This window comes from Alkalithermobacter paradoxus (genome assembly GCA_002029295.1).
GTDB lineage: Bacteria > Bacillota > Clostridia > Peptostreptococcales > Peptostreptococcaceae > Alkalithermobacter > Alkalithermobacter paradoxus.
Genome location: MZGW01000012.1, coordinates 23,974 through 40,767, shown reverse-complemented (window position 1 = coordinate 40,767; position 16,794 = coordinate 23,974). Strand labels below are relative to the sequence as shown.

14 protein-coding genes are annotated in these 16,794 nt (G+C 30.6%); 1 reads left to right on the top strand and 13 read right to left on the bottom strand.

All coding sequences use genetic code 11. The features are described 5' to 3' along the window. Nucleotides 1-211: 211 nt before the first annotated feature. From CLOTH_RS09855 to CLOTH_RS09805, 11 genes are all read right to left on the bottom strand, one after another. On the bottom strand, nucleotides 212-1,933 hold the full coding sequence (locus CLOTH_RS09855) for a hypothetical protein (protein ID WP_079413609.1): 1,722 nt from the start codon (nucleotides 1,931-1,933) through the stop codon (nucleotides 212-214). Between the two features lie 55 nt (nucleotides 1,934-1,988). Then, the gene (locus tag CLOTH_RS09850; RefSeq protein ID WP_079413607.1) at nucleotides 1,989-2,936 is read right to left on the bottom strand and encodes an SAVED domain-containing protein; all 948 of its coding nucleotides are present in this window, start codon (nucleotides 2,934-2,936) and stop codon (nucleotides 1,989-1,991) included. Then, complete coding sequence (locus tag CLOTH_RS09845) at nucleotides 2,914-3,405, bottom strand: Mov34/MPN/PAD-1 family protein (protein ID WP_079413605.1); 492 nt, start codon at nucleotides 3,403-3,405, stop codon at nucleotides 2,914-2,916. Before CLOTH_RS09845 ends, CLOTH_RS09850 begins: the two co-directional genes overlap by 23 nt. Next, nucleotides 3,395-5,095, bottom strand: coding sequence for a ThiF family adenylyltransferase (locus CLOTH_RS09840; protein WP_079413603.1), 1,701 nt, complete (start codon nucleotides 5,093-5,095; stop codon nucleotides 3,395-3,397). The genes CLOTH_RS09845 and CLOTH_RS09840 overlap by 11 nt, the downstream gene beginning before the upstream one ends. A 15-nt stretch (nucleotides 5,096-5,110) precedes the next feature. Then, nucleotides 5,111-6,172 carry a cyclic GMP-AMP synthase DncV-like nucleotidyltransferase gene (locus CLOTH_RS09835; protein WP_079413601.1) on the bottom strand — a complete coding sequence of 354 codons (1,062 nt, stop codon included), beginning with the start codon at nucleotides 6,170-6,172 and terminating at the stop codon, nucleotides 5,111-5,113. 415 nt (nucleotides 6,173-6,587) lie between these two features. Beyond that, nucleotides 6,588-8,471 (bottom strand): TnsD family Tn7-like transposition protein, encoded by a 1,884-nt coding sequence (locus CLOTH_RS09830; protein WP_079413599.1) that lies wholly within the window; start codon nucleotides 8,469-8,471, stop codon nucleotides 6,588-6,590. Then, entirely contained in the window at nucleotides 8,468-10,129 is a 1,662-nt protein-coding gene (locus CLOTH_RS09825) for an ATP-binding protein (protein WP_079413597.1), read from the bottom strand. The genes CLOTH_RS09830 and CLOTH_RS09825 overlap by 4 nt, the downstream gene beginning before the upstream one ends. After that, on the bottom strand, nucleotides 10,122-12,287 hold the full coding sequence (locus tag CLOTH_RS09820) for a Mu transposase C-terminal domain-containing protein (protein WP_079413595.1): 2,166 nt from the start codon (nucleotides 12,285-12,287) through the stop codon (nucleotides 10,122-10,124). Before CLOTH_RS09820 ends, CLOTH_RS09825 begins: the two co-directional genes overlap by 8 nt. Beyond that, entirely contained in the window at nucleotides 12,274-13,122 is an 849-nt protein-coding gene (locus CLOTH_RS09815) for a TnsA endonuclease C-terminal domain-containing protein (protein WP_079413593.1), read from the bottom strand. The genes CLOTH_RS09820 and CLOTH_RS09815 overlap by 14 nt, the downstream gene beginning before the upstream one ends. 6 nt (nucleotides 13,123-13,128) lie before the next feature. Continuing rightward, a complete protein-coding gene (locus CLOTH_RS09810; protein WP_079413591.1) occupies nucleotides 13,129-13,407 on the bottom strand; it encodes a hypothetical protein in 279 nt (92 codons plus the stop codon). A 112-nt stretch (nucleotides 13,408-13,519) separates the two neighbouring features. Next, a complete protein-coding gene (locus CLOTH_RS09805) occupies nucleotides 13,520-13,717 on the bottom strand; it encodes a hypothetical protein (protein ID WP_079413589.1) in 198 nt (65 codons plus the stop codon). Between the two features lie 231 nt (nucleotides 13,718-13,948). Here CLOTH_RS09805 and CLOTH_RS09800 point away from each other — a divergent pair, with 231 nt between their 5' ends. After that, nucleotides 13,949-14,236 (top strand): hypothetical protein, encoded by a 288-nt coding sequence (locus tag CLOTH_RS09800; RefSeq protein WP_079413587.1) that lies wholly within the window; start codon nucleotides 13,949-13,951, stop codon nucleotides 14,234-14,236. A gap of 9 nt (nucleotides 14,237-14,245) precedes the next feature. Here CLOTH_RS09800 and CLOTH_RS09795 read toward each other — a convergent pair whose 3' ends face one another. After that, nucleotides 14,246-14,998: a DUF1444 family protein gene (locus CLOTH_RS09795; protein WP_079413585.1), complete on the bottom strand. Its 753-nt coding sequence runs from the start codon at nucleotides 14,996-14,998 to the stop codon at nucleotides 14,246-14,248. Nucleotides 14,999-15,568: 570 nt separating this feature from the next. Continuing rightward, nucleotides 15,569-16,759 (bottom strand): sensor domain-containing diguanylate cyclase, encoded by a 1,191-nt coding sequence (locus tag CLOTH_RS09790; protein WP_079413583.1) that lies wholly within the window; start codon nucleotides 16,757-16,759, stop codon nucleotides 15,569-15,571. Nucleotides 16,760-16,794: the final 35 nt, after the last annotated feature.

Below are 16,794 nucleotides of genomic sequence, written 5' to 3'. Positions count from 1 at the left end.
CTGCTAATAAAAAAATCATGGAAGATTCAGTCTCAAAAACTGATATCTGCCCATGATTTTTAGGTCAACTTTTTTTGTTCTAGGTGGACTTTATTGTCACTAGGTGAACTTTTTTTGGAGTGTACATAGATAGTTTAAAGCAGTAAGTTCCAAGAAAAAAGCAGAATAAAACAAGTCAATAAATTATTTTATTAATGGACAATTAGTTACTTCAGTATAGTTTAGTACTCATTTTATTACTCAATATCTTCTTTACTCTCACTATTTCATTAAATGTAGACTTATAACTACTATGGTTTTTATAGTAACATATCATAACTTGTAATATATTATCCCATTGCACTATTATTTCTTTATTTAATATTCCATTTAACCTTGTTTCTAAGAAAACCCAAAATTTATTGCCTATTAAATAATTATGAACCTTTTCCACTTGATCTAGTAAGCCATAAAATTCAATTATGCTTTTGTACATTGGATTAAATAGCCATTCTAAATTATTTTTATAATCTTTATCATATAGATATCTATACATACATTCATCATTAGGATTTGTTTTGCATAGTTTAGAAACCGTTAAATATATATTCTTGTCTGTATCAAACATGCTAAAAAACTTTAGTGGCTTATTGTAGGGTATCTTTTCATTTGTTTTTATATCAAAAACAAGAAATTGCAAATCCAACAAAACTTCATGTGCCGTTTTCGCAACATGTTCATCATCCATCAATAAACCATGTGCGACCATATTCCTTATTAACGGAAAATCAAAAGCAAAATACTCATATGCATTGAAGCGAATTTTTTCATTTAGCATATTTAATTTAGTATTTAAAGTAAATGAGTTTATTCCATCCGGTTGGATACCCATTTCAAAACAATAGTCATAGAATATTCCTTCTATTTGTGTAGCAATTATACTTATAAAGGATAAGTAATTCTTCTCCTTATAACAATCTATAGCAGTTTTTATTACTTCCTTTCTTCTATAGATAACATGGTTATTATTTGTATTTTCTAAAATATAGCCGCAAACATTTTTTTCTTCAATATAAGTGGCAATAAATTTTATATAATTATGGATGTTATCCTTTTTAACTTTCTCAATTATATCTGATTTATACTTATAATTAGCCAATAATTGATTAATCTCATCTTGTTTCTCTTGGTAGTACAACGAATCATATTTCTCTAATAAACCTTTTAATTCCTTATAAAATTTTATTGAAATACTATAATCACACTCTGGTAAAAATAATTCTTCACTATCTTCAATAGGTGATAAGAAATATTTAAAAGTATCGCTTTCATCTGATCTTATTTTATTACAATTAGATAATGCTTTAGATTTTATATTAACTTTCTGCAAATCTAATCTTTCATTTTCTAACATTTTATTGTAGTGATCACATTTTTTGTTTTGGTATTCTATATAAGGTAATAATCTAGTTGTTATTAATTCTTTCTCCCTAACTTCTTCTATATAGGGTTTAAATTCTTTTCGTAATCTTTCTATTCTATTATTAATATCTGCTAATCTTTCTTTATGTTTATCATATTCTTCTTTCAGATTACTTTTTCTAATCTCAATTTTACTCATGATTTCATCAATTTTTATATATAGTCTGTTGATTTTATCATTTAATATTTTATATTCATCCCTTGGAAGCCCTTCTAAAAAGATTATCTTTTTATATACAGTAATATAAAAATCCATTTCATTTTTAGGAAAATTTATATTTCTATACTTAAATATGGAACTTAAAAACTCATGAATCTCGGAGAAACTCATCTTGTCCGTATCTAAATCGAATACATCTTTAATAAACCTTTTAGTTATTTCACACTCATCTTTTTCAAATATATATTCTATCCGTAATAGATTGTCTTTATCTATATATGCTTTGTACCTATTAAATTTCTCCTTGTCCATAAAAACTCCCCCTGAACATTTACCTGAAAGGTAAATCCTAAGACTTATTACATCATTATTTAAATATCACTTCTTTACTTCTAAGATTTACTCCCCAATCAAATATACCATTGTTATAGTTGTAAATTACAACTTCCGGGTGATAGTGCTTGATCACTCTGCCTAAACTAAAACTCAATGCGACAGGTGTTGTGGCAAATAGATGTATTTTTTCTACTCCTTTATTTTTTAATTCACTAAGAACTCTTTCAAATTCTCGCTGATACTTATCTATTTGAGCATAATTAGTTATTTTCCATCTCCCCGGTGTTTCAGGTCCAAAGGATATAATAGAAGGTACATTTATAACTTTTCTAATATCACCATCATTAATTTTAAAGGACTGCTCAATTTTTAATGCAATTTCATTTTCTATTGTTGCCCTATCTCCAATATTATCTAGCAAGTCAAGTGCTGAATTATATATCCGTTTTAATTCAAAAAATCCTCTCCCTAAGCATTCAGAGTCCATACCTTGATACTCATATAATATTGGTTCATCTATATCTGTAAAATTAATGCCATCTAAGAATCCTAAAGGAACATGAGGAAACCCTATGTATATGAATGAGTTTTTATTCTTCATTATTTTTTTTGCATCATCTATTGTTTTCTGCTGCTTCTTGATCACTCTTTCAAGGTTATCTTTTGTAATGGTTCCATCCTCTGCAAATTCTTTATAAGTTTCCAGTTTAAAAACCTTACATCCTGATTCCAAGTAGTTGTTTGTTATATCGTTTATTTTTCCTTCCTTTTTTGAAAAGTTACCGATCAATACAAACTCTTTTTGTATAAAAGGAATATAGTTTATAAGTCTCTGTAAAAACTTGTTTTTCCTATATGTAAGAATCGCTAAAATAGAAATAATAAAGGCTATTATGAGTAAAATTCCTATCAAGACAACACCTTTACCGGTATCTTGTTTAACTATATTTATTATTTCATCTAACCATTTTAAATTCACTATAATCACCCCCATAAATTTGATGGATTGTTTTTCTTTTTCTATCTCCTATCCATACTTTAAAAGACGAATTTCCTGCTATGAGAAATACTAATATTTCTGCCTCTGTTTTTGATTTCTTCATTAAGTTCATCCAATTTATAATGTCTTGTGATGATGGAAAAGGATTGTTCTGGGGGTGGGTATGCCACTCTCCAAAGTACATCTTAGTATACTGGCTCTCTATCCATTTTTGTTCAAGCAACTCATTATGCTTTTCACTACGGACATATTTAACCCTAGAACGGATATCCTCTTTTATTGGTAGTGTCAGATCTTCTATAACGATATCATTAGAATTTCTTATAATTGATCCTATTAGCATTCCACCGGCTTCACAATCATTGGGCCTTATTTGTCGGTAATCATAGATAGGTATTAAAGTATCATTATTAATTTTTATCTTTTTATTGCCAATATCAATTATCATCTTTAATTCTTCCCTCTAAACAACACATACAGTTGCTCCGTATATAGTCAGTGTTTTCTTTCTGAAGATCATCTAAACTTTTTTCATACCTAGGAGATGTTTCATACCCGTTTTTCCTAAATTCTTCTGAACTACCTTTCCATGAAACCAAAGGATTATCCTTTATTTCACTTTTGATTACCTTTAAAGCAAGTCGGGAAGCAATTAGAGCAGTTTGCATAGAATCGAGTCCGCCATAAGGTGTAAAAGTTCCAGAACATCCATTTATATTCTTAGTATATGGCTTATCACTTTTACCTGCAAGTGCTGCAGAGTTATTTAATTCTTCATCAATTAAGCATTCATAACAGCCTTTATCACCATTATTCACTAATAAAGCATGACCACCTAATCCATAGGCTTCTACCCATGTGAAAATTGCAGGAGTATCCGTTTCTAATATTAATTTGTGCAAGTACCTTTCAATATTGGGGTCACCAATAGCAATTAAAATTAAAGTATAATCATTGAAATCAATAGTCTTATCCTTAAGCAATTCTAATATATCTTTGTCTATTGCTTCAATTCTTGTACTTGGATACCTGCTTTCTATTTCTTCTTTTAGTAAAACAACCTTTTTCTTATATTCAAACGCTTTATTCATTCCTAAGAAATGCCTATATGAATTTTCCATATCTAATTTATCATAATCAACAATCGTAAAATTTTTTAATCCAGATCTTGCTAAAGAAAAAAGTACATCACTACCTACTGACCCACACCCAATGATTAGCACCCTATTATTACTCATGATTCCACCACCTCTTTCAACCAAGGAATGGTTATCATTCCGATAAATATATATAGGGTATATTTTAAATTCTTCACATGAATCAGGTTTTATAATAGGATTAGATCTTATGCTTCGAGTTTTTATCTTTCTATACCATAACCCAATTGTTACTTTGTTACCTGTCATCAGTGGAATCTCTAACAGATAATAATAGTTTTTCTTATTGGTAGAAAATGCTTCTAATTTTTCTATTTTCTCTGATGAAAGATTTTCTTTGAGTAAGTTAGCAATGTCGTCTACACTCCAGAAATCTTCCCCTTGAGGTACTGCACCATTATATGGCTTATCTAGCGGAATAAATAATGCTTTACTATGTATTAGTCCTGTTGACTTTTTTCCTGTTAAGTTTTCTAGTGTTACTTTAGATTCTTTGTCTCCTCTAAAAAATGCCATAGGCTGATCTCTTTTTCCAGTATATAAACTTATTTCTTCAATGTTATCTCCCTGCTCGTAAAAAGAAATAGCCTGTTCCAAATCCTTTAAAGTTGCAAAGTAATAATTAAACTCTCTATGGTATTCAATCTGCTCATCATTTTCTTGCAGAACATCTTCCACCCGTTCAAAAACTAGATCTAATGCTACACTGGGGTCACTATTCCAGACGATACCCTCCTTGTCCAAATAGCATATTGATCCACTCTTTAGAATATGTGGCTTCTTAGGAATATGAAAGCGTGTAGTATCAATTCTAATTTGTGGTAATGTCACTGGAAAATAATCATCAAATGTAATTATTAGTGGAATCTCATATTTATTTCTTAACTTAAAAAGAACTTTAAATCTATTATCCTTGTCATCCTCAATAACATCATTGATGTATGTCTTTACTTCTAACAATTCTTTTAGCCTTTGATTCATCTTACATATCACCCTTTATGCGGAAAATGATGAAGGTGAATTAGATTTACCTACTTGGTATCTACTCTCCTTTGCTTCAGGAACAGGGAACTTACTACCAAAATAATCTACTAATAATTTACATGCTGTATGAGGATCACTATCTGCTTCAGCCTTTACTAGAGCATCATATAATTCATCCAACTCATTATAGAAATCTGTCATTTGTAATTTTGACATTTTACTAAAGATATCTTTTTTAGGTGTAACAGGCAACTCAAGATAGATTGAATATAAATATTCTTCCCTCTCCGAATCCCATTCACATGTAAACTTGTTTTTTAAATTCCATACAAAGTTTTTTAGTGCCTTTAAATCAACATATTCTGTTTTTCCTGACAATGAATTATATTCTGTATGCGGATTAAACATTTCACATGCAGCAATGGTAATTCCAACACTAGGAGGTCTTGAATTTCTACTACTCTTAAAGCATACATCTTTCCACTTTTTCAAATATCGAACAATTCGTTTAAACTGCTTCTTATCATCTCCTGAAAATCTATTTTTAATATGTTCATTTAAACCTTTTGGATCAGCAGGGTCCCAATACTTATTTTCATTATTTGAATGTTCTTTACCCCACGCAATATATAACTCACTATCATTTTTTGATTTTGCATAGACCGGTATATCTACATGGTAAATTGGTTCTTCATCTTGGGAATAAGTTATAGTAACGCATGGGTTTTTTATCTTAGGTGGTGTTAAGGTATGCCCTTCCATAATTTCTTTAATCCATTTTTTCAACTCTGTTGGATCACTATAATCTTCTATGTACAAGTCAAATATTGCACCTTCATCAATATCATAATCTCCATCTTCAGGGATAATACCTAAATCAACAGCATAACTTCCTTGATCAATAAACTCAACGCTTGGAACTCCATTTTCGTCATCCTTAAATTTATCATCTAATCCATCTTCTATCTTTTTAATGATAATGTCTCTTTTTTCTCTTAATGTAGCATTTTCATCAAATCTTTTTAATTTAATTTCATCATGAAAATCTTCAAATTGTTTTTGTATTTGTGCCATTTTAAGGCCTCCTTCACTAATCAATATTTTAAACAAGAATTATAATAATTTTCATTGTAAAACTGTTATGTCTGCATCCGTTTCTCTAGTCCTTTATTCTTATATGCATTATATCACTTTTAGTTGTTTCTATAGATATACCTCCTTAAACTTGATTTTTTCTTGTTCTTTAATTAATATTAATTCCGATTATTTCTCATTTCTTTTTCCAGTTTATTATCTATTGTTTCGCTTTTATTTTTCTCAATTCACAACATATAGTTTTATCTAATCCTTCATAACACAACATATAGTATCAAACATATGTTCAGTTGTCAACTATTTCCACATAGATTTTTCTTTTTTTTCTAAAAATAAAGAATCGTAATATAAGTAAAGGTTATCAATCATACCTATTACCTACATCAAGATTCTTCTACCGTATTCGTTCTTCAACTTCCTGTATTAAATATCCTTGATATTCTGTCCTGATACCAGCCGTTCTGAAGATCACCCAAGACTTCAATTCTTTCCCTTGTAATTTAAGTTCTTTAATAGCCCATTCAATCCTTCTAATTTGAAAATCTTTTGTACTCTCAATGTTTTCCTCTAAACATTTTTTTGTTCTTGGTAGTTTACTAAGATGCTTTTCTATTAAAGATCTTATCCCTAATTTACTCCCGACTAGGCTTATTGTAATTCGCTCTGGCTTTTCTTCAGAATTCATAATTTCTTCAACTACTTCCGTTACCCTTAATAGAATTTCATTGTCTCTTTCTTGCCAATTAATCCTTGAAGTAACACTTGATGGTCCTTGTTTTATTGGTGAATTCTTTTCCATCCATTCCTTGCAGTTTCTGTATAGCCATGAATATAGTGCGGGATTCAATTTTCGTAATTCAGTTCTACTTTTACTAGGATATTTCTTTTTAAGGCTTAGCCATTCATTCTGTTTTAACTGCAAGTTATTTTCATCTATCACTGTTACATCTCTCACCTTATCATCTTTTATATTCTCAACAGTCCTATTCTCCCAGTAAGTTCTAATATCTAGTTTATCAACATATTTCTTTATGGTTGCAGGATCTACATTTAATTGCCGAGCAGTCTCTCTTAAACTTAATTTCTTTTCTGCTAGTTCTTTTAATTTTTGTTCCCAAATAGGTCCATAAACCTTTACTTTGCTAATCTTGTATCTAGCATCATTTTTTATATCAGGACCAGTTCTCGAATAGATGAAGCCACAGGAACATCTAAAAGTACCAAGTGGTTTTTTAGAGTCAGCATTATGTTTTATATTTACATCAACAATAGCATCTTTTAAATAATGGGTGGCTGCTACATTTAAACAAGGCCAAGGCCCCTCTCCAAATGGCTTATACTCTATTTTTTTATTGAACAAATCATTTATTGTAATACCTAAAAATCTGATAAATAGTAAATGTCTTATAGAATGACTTGTTTTATTCTTTCGTCTTACTAAATCTGATAACCAATTCTGATCACTGTGTATATCTATATAAGATTGCAATAGTACCAACAGTTTATCCCCGTAATAGTCCACAAAACTTGTTAATAACTCCTTCTGCTTTATCTTTCCATTTACATTTGCTAACCCTTTCTCCATAAGAATATTTGCATATTGATCTCTAAACCATTCTATTTCTTTATTCTCATGTTCACTATTAAGTAGAGCCTCTATATCTTGTGCAATCAGATTTAATTTTTGGAGCATATCATCAGTTATATTTGTCATCCCCCTGCTGTTGTTACAATTATTTACTGTGGCTGCCACATACTCATGTTTATTAAATCCTCTTACTGGTATTTTACTATCTTGTAATAACACCTTATGCTTGGGACATACAAATACACCGAAAATCTGATGTACTCGGTGCCAATATAACTCCCCGAATCTTTCTCGATCTTCTTTTAAACATTCCGGACAGAATTTAAAGTATTCGTTTAATGTAATAGAACTTGCCATTAGACCAATTTTATTATATATGCTACCACCTTTATCTCCCTTCATATAATCTTTGATTTCACTTGCTCTTTTAGGCGGAATAAAAGCAGCATAGAAAGGATATAGAGTATGCTTTTGTATTAATTCATTTGCATCATAATGGTTGCCTAATGGCATATTTGCAATAATTCTATTTATGTTAGAAGGTAAGTCCATTACAGCAGTAACATTTCTATGACCATATATATCATCTAAAGTAGACTTTAAACTTACATTTCCACTATAAACACGATATCTAGCCAGTATACTATACAGGAGTTCATCTTCATGGAGGATAGGGAAAAATGCCATCATACTACATCACCCAACTTTAAAAAATCTGACTCATAGTCCTTAATTATTCCCTTTTCTTTTAATGATTCATAGGCTGAAAGATTATTCTTTCTTCCATCTGATACAATAATCCTGATGTCCTTCTCATTGATCTTTTCTGTATTTCTAGGCTTCCTTTTTTTATTCTCAATATTAGATATCTGTTGAATCGCTTTTACAATGACTTCATTAACCTCTAGGTTCTCACCTTCTTCTTTTAATATTTTATCAACAGCCTTTAGTGCCTTATCTGGATTAATGTTTAAGTCGAATAATTTTAAAAGTGCTTCTTCTTTCTTACTCATTTTTACTTCTTGCTCTTTTTTCCTTTGAGTTCTTTTTAATGCCTCTACTTTCATTTCTAAGTCTATGCTACTTCTTTCTCTCTCTAAAAATCCCAAGAAATCCGTGTCAACAGTAGAAATATCCTCATATTTAGCAATCTTTTTTATATCTCCTGTTCTCAATGCATCCAGCATAGGCTTGACCAACTTAAAATTCTCACTTGCTACTTGTTTAATCAGGTTAGTGGTTATTTCTTCTTTTCCAGAGATAATTGCACGGATTTGGCTCATTGCATATAGTTTAACGGCAATATCTGTAATCCCCTGACTTTCTTCATATATAACATCACTTGCTTCTTTATTTAATGGAGTTATTTTCCTTGTCCACTGATAATCCCATATGGCATTTAATAACAAATCCCAACTCTGATCCTTTTTTAATCTATCCCACACTAGATCTCCTTGACCCGAACCACGCCTTGCCTGTCTGAACTGTGATTGTAATACCGATAACGCCGCTGGAGTTCCGATAAGTATGGTAGGTATGCCCATATTAATTAACTTAACAAAGAAATTTAGCATTTTATCTGCTCCACCACTTTTTGCTCCACTTAGATTTTGAACTTCGTCTATTAATAGCATTCCTAGCCCCGAATTTTTAGCAACTTGTGCCATGACTGGAACCATAGTATTGACTGATAATCTGCTCTGCCCAAACTTTTTATAATAATCTGTTCCTAATAAAGCATCTATTTTAAGAAAGAAATCTACACATAAACCTTTTAAGGAGCCATCATGTGGACAATCAATTTTTAACCATGTCAATTGATACATACTAAATTTTACATCTTTATATCGAGAATGGATGATAATTTGCGGATACATAGTTATGATCCTATTAATTGCTGTTGTTTTCCCAATACCGCTTATACCAACAATGGTTAATCCTGCACCAGTGCTTCTAAAAAACTCATTGTTATTTAAATCGTAGTTCATATTTTGGATTGCATCATATCCTTCTTGAAATGTACTGATATACTTTGGGTCAAATGGGTTACGGGCTAAGTATCCTTGTCTTATAATCCTAGAAATCCTGCTTTCTAAGTCTAAGTGAATCATAAGTGGCTGAAAACACTGAAATAACCTTTGAACGATATGTACCCTATATTGTTTATCCAATTGTCGTTCCTTTTCATTATAGGGTGGATAGATAGCAATCTTCTCAACTACTTCATCAGATGAAAAAATTGGAGGCAATGCCTCTATAAAGGGATTTCCTCCATATTCCAATATAACTTGTTCCTTATAGTCAGCCTTTACGGCCTCCCCTCCGTTTGCAAGTATTATCTTATTCATATATCTTCTTTAGAGCCTCCTTTTGTTTTCTTCTTAAAAGATCTAATTCATTATTATCTTCCTTCTTCTCTTGAATATCTGCATTTAAATGTATGAGTTCAGATTCTGGGATTTCTTCATCTTTATCCAACTCAAAAGCCTCATCTTCTCGATTCATTAACTTTTCAATTTTTCTATTCATTTTAATTCTTTTCATTCTTTTATTATTACTGTCTATAGATGATTTTTCTTTATTTGCCTCTTTTTTAGCCTCTTTGACGATATGTTCTATTTCTGCTATTAATTCAACCTTGCTCTGTAATTCTAACTCCTCATTTTTCTTCTCTTGTAATTTCTCATATTCTAGTAAATACTCAATCTCCTCAAAACTTTTACCTTTATATTTACTCTGATGCTCTAAGAGAAAACACTTTTCAAATCCCCTGCCATCTGGTTCTTTAATATAGATATAATCCATGTTCCTCATGTCAAAGCATACTGGAACTGACCACGAGCCATAATTTCTAGCCTTCTCGAACCATCTTTCTTTTAAAACCTGCTTGGACCCATAATACATGCTTTTAAATTTAATTCCTTGTGCTGTGACGGTTGCACTTCCCGTGGGCATCAAGTTAAGTTTTACTATATCCTCTGGTACAGACCTTAATTTCCCCGACCTATTTTGTATTCCCCAATTCCATAGTTTAATTGGAATAGGCTCTATATCATCCTCTATCATCATTTCTTCTCTGGAATAATGGGTAAGATAGTGGTGATTATTGTGATACAAAATACATTTCAAAATAACCTGCGTGAACTCATGCAAATTTAAACATGCATCTAGTTTTCTGTCCCTATCACCCCTTATTTTTGCGTCCTGATCCACCATTGCAGGAAGCAAAGGTTTCACCCTACCTTCCATTATGTGGAAGTTTTTCTCAATTATCGCTTTCATCTCGCTACGATATGATCCAGTATTTGAGATTTTTATATGTAATGCGTTTGTAAGACTTTCTATATTATAGCCCTCTAATTCGCCTCTATCTGCCAATATACTGTCTGGCAAGTAATGACATGGAAATTCTTCTTCTGATATTTCAATTCCATATTCCTTATAAAATTCCACCTTATCCATTGCAGCATTGGCTAAAGCCATAGCAGCCCCATTCCAACTTGGGCCCTCAAGGCCTATGTAGAGTCCCACTATCATCCTAGAGAACACATCCATAATTTGGTAAATTACAGGTCTGCCAATAATCCAGTTTCTATTAAACCGAGAAACAAGATAAATATCTCCTATTGTTGCATCTATCTGAAAAATACTCCCTGTGCCTAATGCCTCCATGGTAGAATCTCCGATAATTGCTCTATGGCTTTGCTCATATTTCTTTAAACTTCTTCTACTCTTAATCTCTTTTTTTATATCTCTTTCCTTTTGGAACCAGTATCTAAACTGCCTTAATGATGGAATCTCGTTCAACGGCTTTAGAATTGGCATTTCAACACCATTTTTAATCTTGGTATCTATACTAAAAAACTCCTTTAGCATCAGTTCATAAACAGCCTTTAGAGAGTTCTTAGCCGTTGTATAGTAAAATTTGTTGATTGCTATTCTAAATATTTTCTTTATATCTTCATCAACATTTACACCAACCCCTATAACTCCAGCACTTATCCTTGGTCTCCCTCGCTTTATTTCACTAACCCCTTTATCACTGCCTTTTCCACCACACAGATGGTAATCTGGCAAAAGAGCATTTTTTACTTTTCCTCTTATCCAATACTTCTTTAAATAGTTAGAGACAGTGCTTTCATCAACCCTATATAATTGGCAAATATTTAAAACTAATTTTCTTCTCTCTTTACTAATAAATACCTGTGGCTCTAAATTAATGATATTGTGAATCATCTCCCATGCCTTATCCCGTATTTCCCTATGCTTATCTGGAATATCACTCTCATCTATCACTCTGTAAAGGGGATCTGATTCGAGTAAAATTATGAATCCGTCTTTTATTCCACCATTAATCTCTTGAAGGCTTCTCTGATAAGGATATCTATTTACATTAATATTAATCACAAAAACAATATCCGCTGATTTATCTATCCATAGTATCCTTTCTGTTATATCTTCAATGCCATCATTTTGCCATTTGATTAATGAATTAACTAATAGCAATTATGCCTCCCCCCTCTTTAGAAGTTCCCTTCTCTTTATATGAAATGACTAGATTATTAATATTAATCTCCTTTGTCATATCAACTTCAATTCGTTTTGTAGCAATCAAATACTTGAATACATATAAACCTGTACCGGCTCCATAATTATATACTTTATCAAAGTCCGAAATAATTTCTTTTACTGTTGTGTTTTTTCTAACTATCATATCTATTAAGGTATTACTCATAAACTGAATATCTTTACCTGAAAAGCCCCTCTCTTTATAGTCAAAAAGTGAAGAATGGACCCACTCAATATTTCTTGCCATTACAATTGGTATATCTTTTTGTGTAACTATTCCCCAATCTATCCCCTTTGCTTCCCAATACCGTCTTTCTATCTCCATTTTTTGTAACGATTTATTCCTTTCTAATTCAGATTGAGCCTTAATACTTCGAGCAAAATACCTTACCCCATTGCTATCCTTTATTGTAATTAAAAAAGTAGTAGATATTACATAGGGTGTTTTGCTCTCTCTATCCGTAAAAAGTGCAAAATCCAAATCATCTTTTCTCTTAATAACTTCATCAACATCTAAAAGAGGAAAATGCTCCCGAATATCCTGAACAGAATCTTCCCATTCTAATAGATAGAAATACCTAGTCTGGATATCCGTAAACAAATGATGTATCCTTCTGGTTTTCCATCCAAAAACCCTTGACACTCTACCCATACTCGGAAAGTCTTGGATATTTAGCCATGGCTTGTAGTCCGCCCCTATTCCGTTGCCCCTGCCTTGTTCAATAAACTCCTGACGCTTATCTTCGTTCCATTTCAATTTCCTCTTTGCCATACTATTTCACCTACCATTTCTATGTATATATCCCGTATAGATTACATAAATACCATAAATAAATGAAATAACCCAATTTAAAAATGGCAGAAAAAGAACCAATGTAACTATAATTACTAACCATGTACTCTGCCTTGGATTGGACATATCCACTTCTATATTAATGATTGGTTTTTTATTCTCATCTTCCTCAAACATTTCTGGAAACTTATTTTGTGCAACTACACAAAGTATAAATAATGTAATACTTAAAAGAGTTGTGCTTACATATAACTCCTCACTCATTTACTTCCTCCTATTCCCCCTTAACTAAAAAACAAAATTTCCCCTATAGTTATAGTTGTCAACTGTAGGGGAAATTGTTCTTAAATACATTAGATTATTAGGTATGTAGTATCTAAATTGTTGTTCGTTGCACTGTTCTTAGTTCTTTGTAATCCTCTTTTGCTAAATAGTCTATAAGAATTGCTAGTGGAATTACAAAATATTGTTCTACTAATGGAATATCCATAGAAACTCCAAATTGATACATTAAATAAAATACCATTAATGCAACTGCATTAGATATAAAAAGTCTTATCATTGTTTTTCTCATTATTTATCCCTCCAGTTTATCTATAAAAATTAATAAATGTTGTTTCATTTTTATAATAAAATTATATCATTTTAGAGGCTTAAAGTGTTGATTTTACAGCATTCTTAACACAAATGTAAAAGTCTGGATACATAAATTTTTGAAATAACTTTAAAAAAATATCAGTTAAGGATTTGATTCTACTCACTTCTCTAAATAAAATACTTAAAAAAATTTAGAGGAGTGATATTAATGAAAGAATTAGATATTTTAAGGTTAGAAATAAACTATTTTCTATGTATTGTAGATTCAACCCTTTCCGTAGAAGATAGCAACTTAGCAAAAGAGGCACTTAATTCACTTGTTACCTCATTTCTATTTGCTAACCAGCATAACTTTTGTGAATATCATATACAGATCATTGAGGACTATATATCATCCATATCCAATCTTTCGGAAGAAGAATATCGCTATATAAAAAGAAATATTCCACATGTCATCAATCTATTAAATTTAATCAAGCAGGAAATAATAAAATAGCCCTGAGGGCTATTTTATTATTGTAAAAATCTGTTTTCTTTCAGCATATTCATAATGTCCGTCTTTAAATCTATATATATGCCTAGATACCTTATGTGGATCAGGGTCAACACCAATTAGTGTTTTCAATAAATCTATATATTTGTAACTATTTCTAGCAACAAGTAAAGATGTAGAAGATGGAATCGCTAATAAATGATTTGATCCTACTTTTCTCTGTATTTGTTGCTTCATGCTATTTAATAAAATAAATGATGATGAATAGTCCGTAAGAAATGCCACAGAATATATATCAAGGTCTTTATCCAACTTTACTAATCCGGTCGATACCATTTCTAAATTCTTATATGCACTTTCCTTTAATTTCCTATAATCATATTTGTCATCTATTAGTATAAATCTAAAGGTTTCTCCCATGTCCATAGCATATAGAATATTTAAATCTAAAAATAATTCATCTCTTAAAAAATTTGTACTCTCTCCCAATCCAAAATCCTTAGATTTTATAAGAGGAAATACCTTTGTATAGTCTATTTTAAACCTTCTTTTCTGAAATTCTTCTTTAAGCGTTTTCTTAAAGATATCACAAATAAATTTAAAATCCTTTGCCAATTTATATTCTTCATATGCATCCTGCATTGAAACTGTTGCTTCTATTGTTCCTTCTTCTATCACTAAACTATCTTTCTTTAAAAAAGCATTTACATATTCCTTTCTAAACTCATTTAACATTTTAACTTTAAATTCTTCAAAATTTATCATCCTAAAATCCTCCTTCAGTTTATAAATCCTAACTTTTACCGCTTCCTTATACCAAAGGATGCCTTTTACTTTCAACTTAAATTACTTGAAGTTATATTAAAAGATTTTGTATAACAATGATATAAATTAAGGAGGTATTAAGATGATTGAAACATATATACAATGGATTTTTATTATACTTATTGCTTATATAACTATATTTAATATTTTAACTGGCCATCTTCAAGGGAAATGGTCTAAGGAATTTAAGAGAAAACTACGAACACTATTTTTTCCCACATGGTTATTCCTATACTTTTTTTACCTTTATTGTGTTTAGATAACTCCTAATACTAAATCTTCCTTTTTCCAACATATTCTTTTTGGTGCTATTATTCATCTTATTATGGCTTCATTTGGCTATCGGGCAACTTTTCACTAAATATTAAATCCTAAGCAGTAAAATTGCTTAGGATTTTTATTGAAACTTATTACCGCACATATTTGCCTTATTCTGTCCTTACTTGAGTGCGATTTTTTGATATAACCTGCTATTTTTATAGTTTTTATTACCAGTGCTTTCTTAGGACATTATCCCACTTTCTTACTATGTTTATCTCTATACATATTTCTATCTGCATTTCTAAAAATCATTTCCATACATCCAATAGAATTTTCGTTATAATCATATCCCATAGATAATCGAATCGGTATTTCTGGATCACATGAATTATAATTATCAATTGATTTTATTATTGCATTTACTCTTGCCTTAACTTCTTTACATTCGATATCTTCCATGAGAATTACAAATTCGTCTCCACCGATCCTCGCAACTAAAATATCAGCACCTACATTTTCTTGTATTAGTCTTGCTGTTTCTTTGAGTAATTTATCCCCTGCTTCATGACCTAAATTATCATTAATAGGTTTTAAATTGTCTAAATCACAAATAATTACTCCCACTGACCTGTTCTTCTCCTTATTTAATTCATTTTTATACTTTTCAAAATAGGTTCTATTATAAACCCCTGTCAAAGTATCGTGATAACTTAAATAAGTAAGTTTTTCCTCTAATTCTTTTCTCTTTTGAATGTTTCTAACGATACTTTCAATTGCTACTAATTTTCCTTCTTCATCATAAACAGGAGTTATATATTCTTCAAACCATATGTATCTGCCATCTTTATGTTTGAATCGTGTCTCAAAATACTGATCATAATCTACTTCACCTTTGAATTTCTTTAAATGCAGATCATAGTCGTCTGGATGAACAACTTCTAGGGGCATCATTGGATTATCTTTATTTTCTTCTATAGTCATACCGAGATTTTTATAAATAGATGGACTTATATAATCCATTCTATATTCTCCCTCTAAATTATAGGAACATATTATATCATTAGACCTTTCAAATATTCTCACAATCCTCTTTGCTCTATTAAGTTCCTCCTTATGCTTAGTGATATCAAGCATGGATAAATAGATAAACTCCCTATTATCCTCTTTAATAAAATCCCTCTTTACACTCATATATATATTCTTATTATTTTTATCTTTAATCGTTATCTCTCTTATTTCAAAATCTTGATTTTTATCTAATATAGCACCAAATTCATTATTTTGGAAAATTTCTTTAATATTGTAGCCAATCATTTCTTCTTTTGTGTACTCAACTATATTAACACAATTTGAAGTTACATCCTGTATAGTGCCATCAACTTTAATCTCTATAAATAATTCCCTTGATAGATTTTGTTGTGCCTTTTCTCTTAGATGCATTATTTCATCTCCTTAATAAATAAAAAAACATCTGT

What these genes read in the sequence shown, in the direction of transcription:
- CLOTH_RS09855 (WP_079413609.1), bottom strand. Translation starts at nt 1,933, where the DNA reads ATGGACAAGGAGAAATTTAATAGGTACAAAGCATATATAGATAAAGAC.
- CLOTH_RS09790 (WP_079413583.1), bottom strand. Translation starts at nt 16,759, where the DNA reads ATGCATCTAAGAGAAAAGGCACAACAAAATCTATCAAGGGAATTATTT.
- CLOTH_RS09800 (WP_079413587.1), top strand. Translation starts at nt 13,949, where the DNA reads ATGAAAGAATTAGATATTTTAAGGTTAGAAATAAACTATTTTCTATGT.
- CLOTH_RS09805 (WP_079413589.1), bottom strand. Translation starts at nt 13,717, where the DNA reads ATGAGAAAAACAATGATAAGACTTTTTATATCTAATGCAGTTGCATTA.
- CLOTH_RS09815 (WP_079413593.1), bottom strand. Translation starts at nt 13,122, where the DNA reads ATGGCAAAGAGGAAATTGAAATGGAACGAAGATAAGCGTCAGGAGTTT.
- CLOTH_RS09795 (WP_079413585.1), bottom strand. Translation starts at nt 14,998, where the DNA reads ATGATAAATTTTGAAGAATTTAAAGTTAAAATGTTAAATGAGTTTAGA.
- CLOTH_RS09835 (WP_079413601.1), bottom strand. Translation starts at nt 6,172, where the DNA reads ATGGCACAAATACAAAAACAATTTGAAGATTTTCATGATGAAATTAAA.
- CLOTH_RS09845 (WP_079413605.1), bottom strand. Translation starts at nt 3,405, where the DNA reads ATGATAATTGATATTGGCAATAAAAAGATAAAAATTAATAATGATACT.
- CLOTH_RS09840 (WP_079413603.1), bottom strand. Translation starts at nt 5,095, where the DNA reads ATGAATCAAAGGCTAAAAGAATTGTTAGAAGTAAAGACATACATCAAT.
- CLOTH_RS09825 (WP_079413597.1), bottom strand. Translation starts at nt 10,129, where the DNA reads ATGAATAAGATAATACTTGCAAACGGAGGGGAGGCCGTAAAGGCTGAC.
- CLOTH_RS09830 (WP_079413599.1), bottom strand. Translation starts at nt 8,471, where the DNA reads ATGATGGCATTTTTCCCTATCCTCCATGAAGATGAACTCCTGTATAGT.
- CLOTH_RS09810 (WP_079413591.1), bottom strand. Translation starts at nt 13,407, where the DNA reads ATGAGTGAGGAGTTATATGTAAGCACAACTCTTTTAAGTATTACATTA.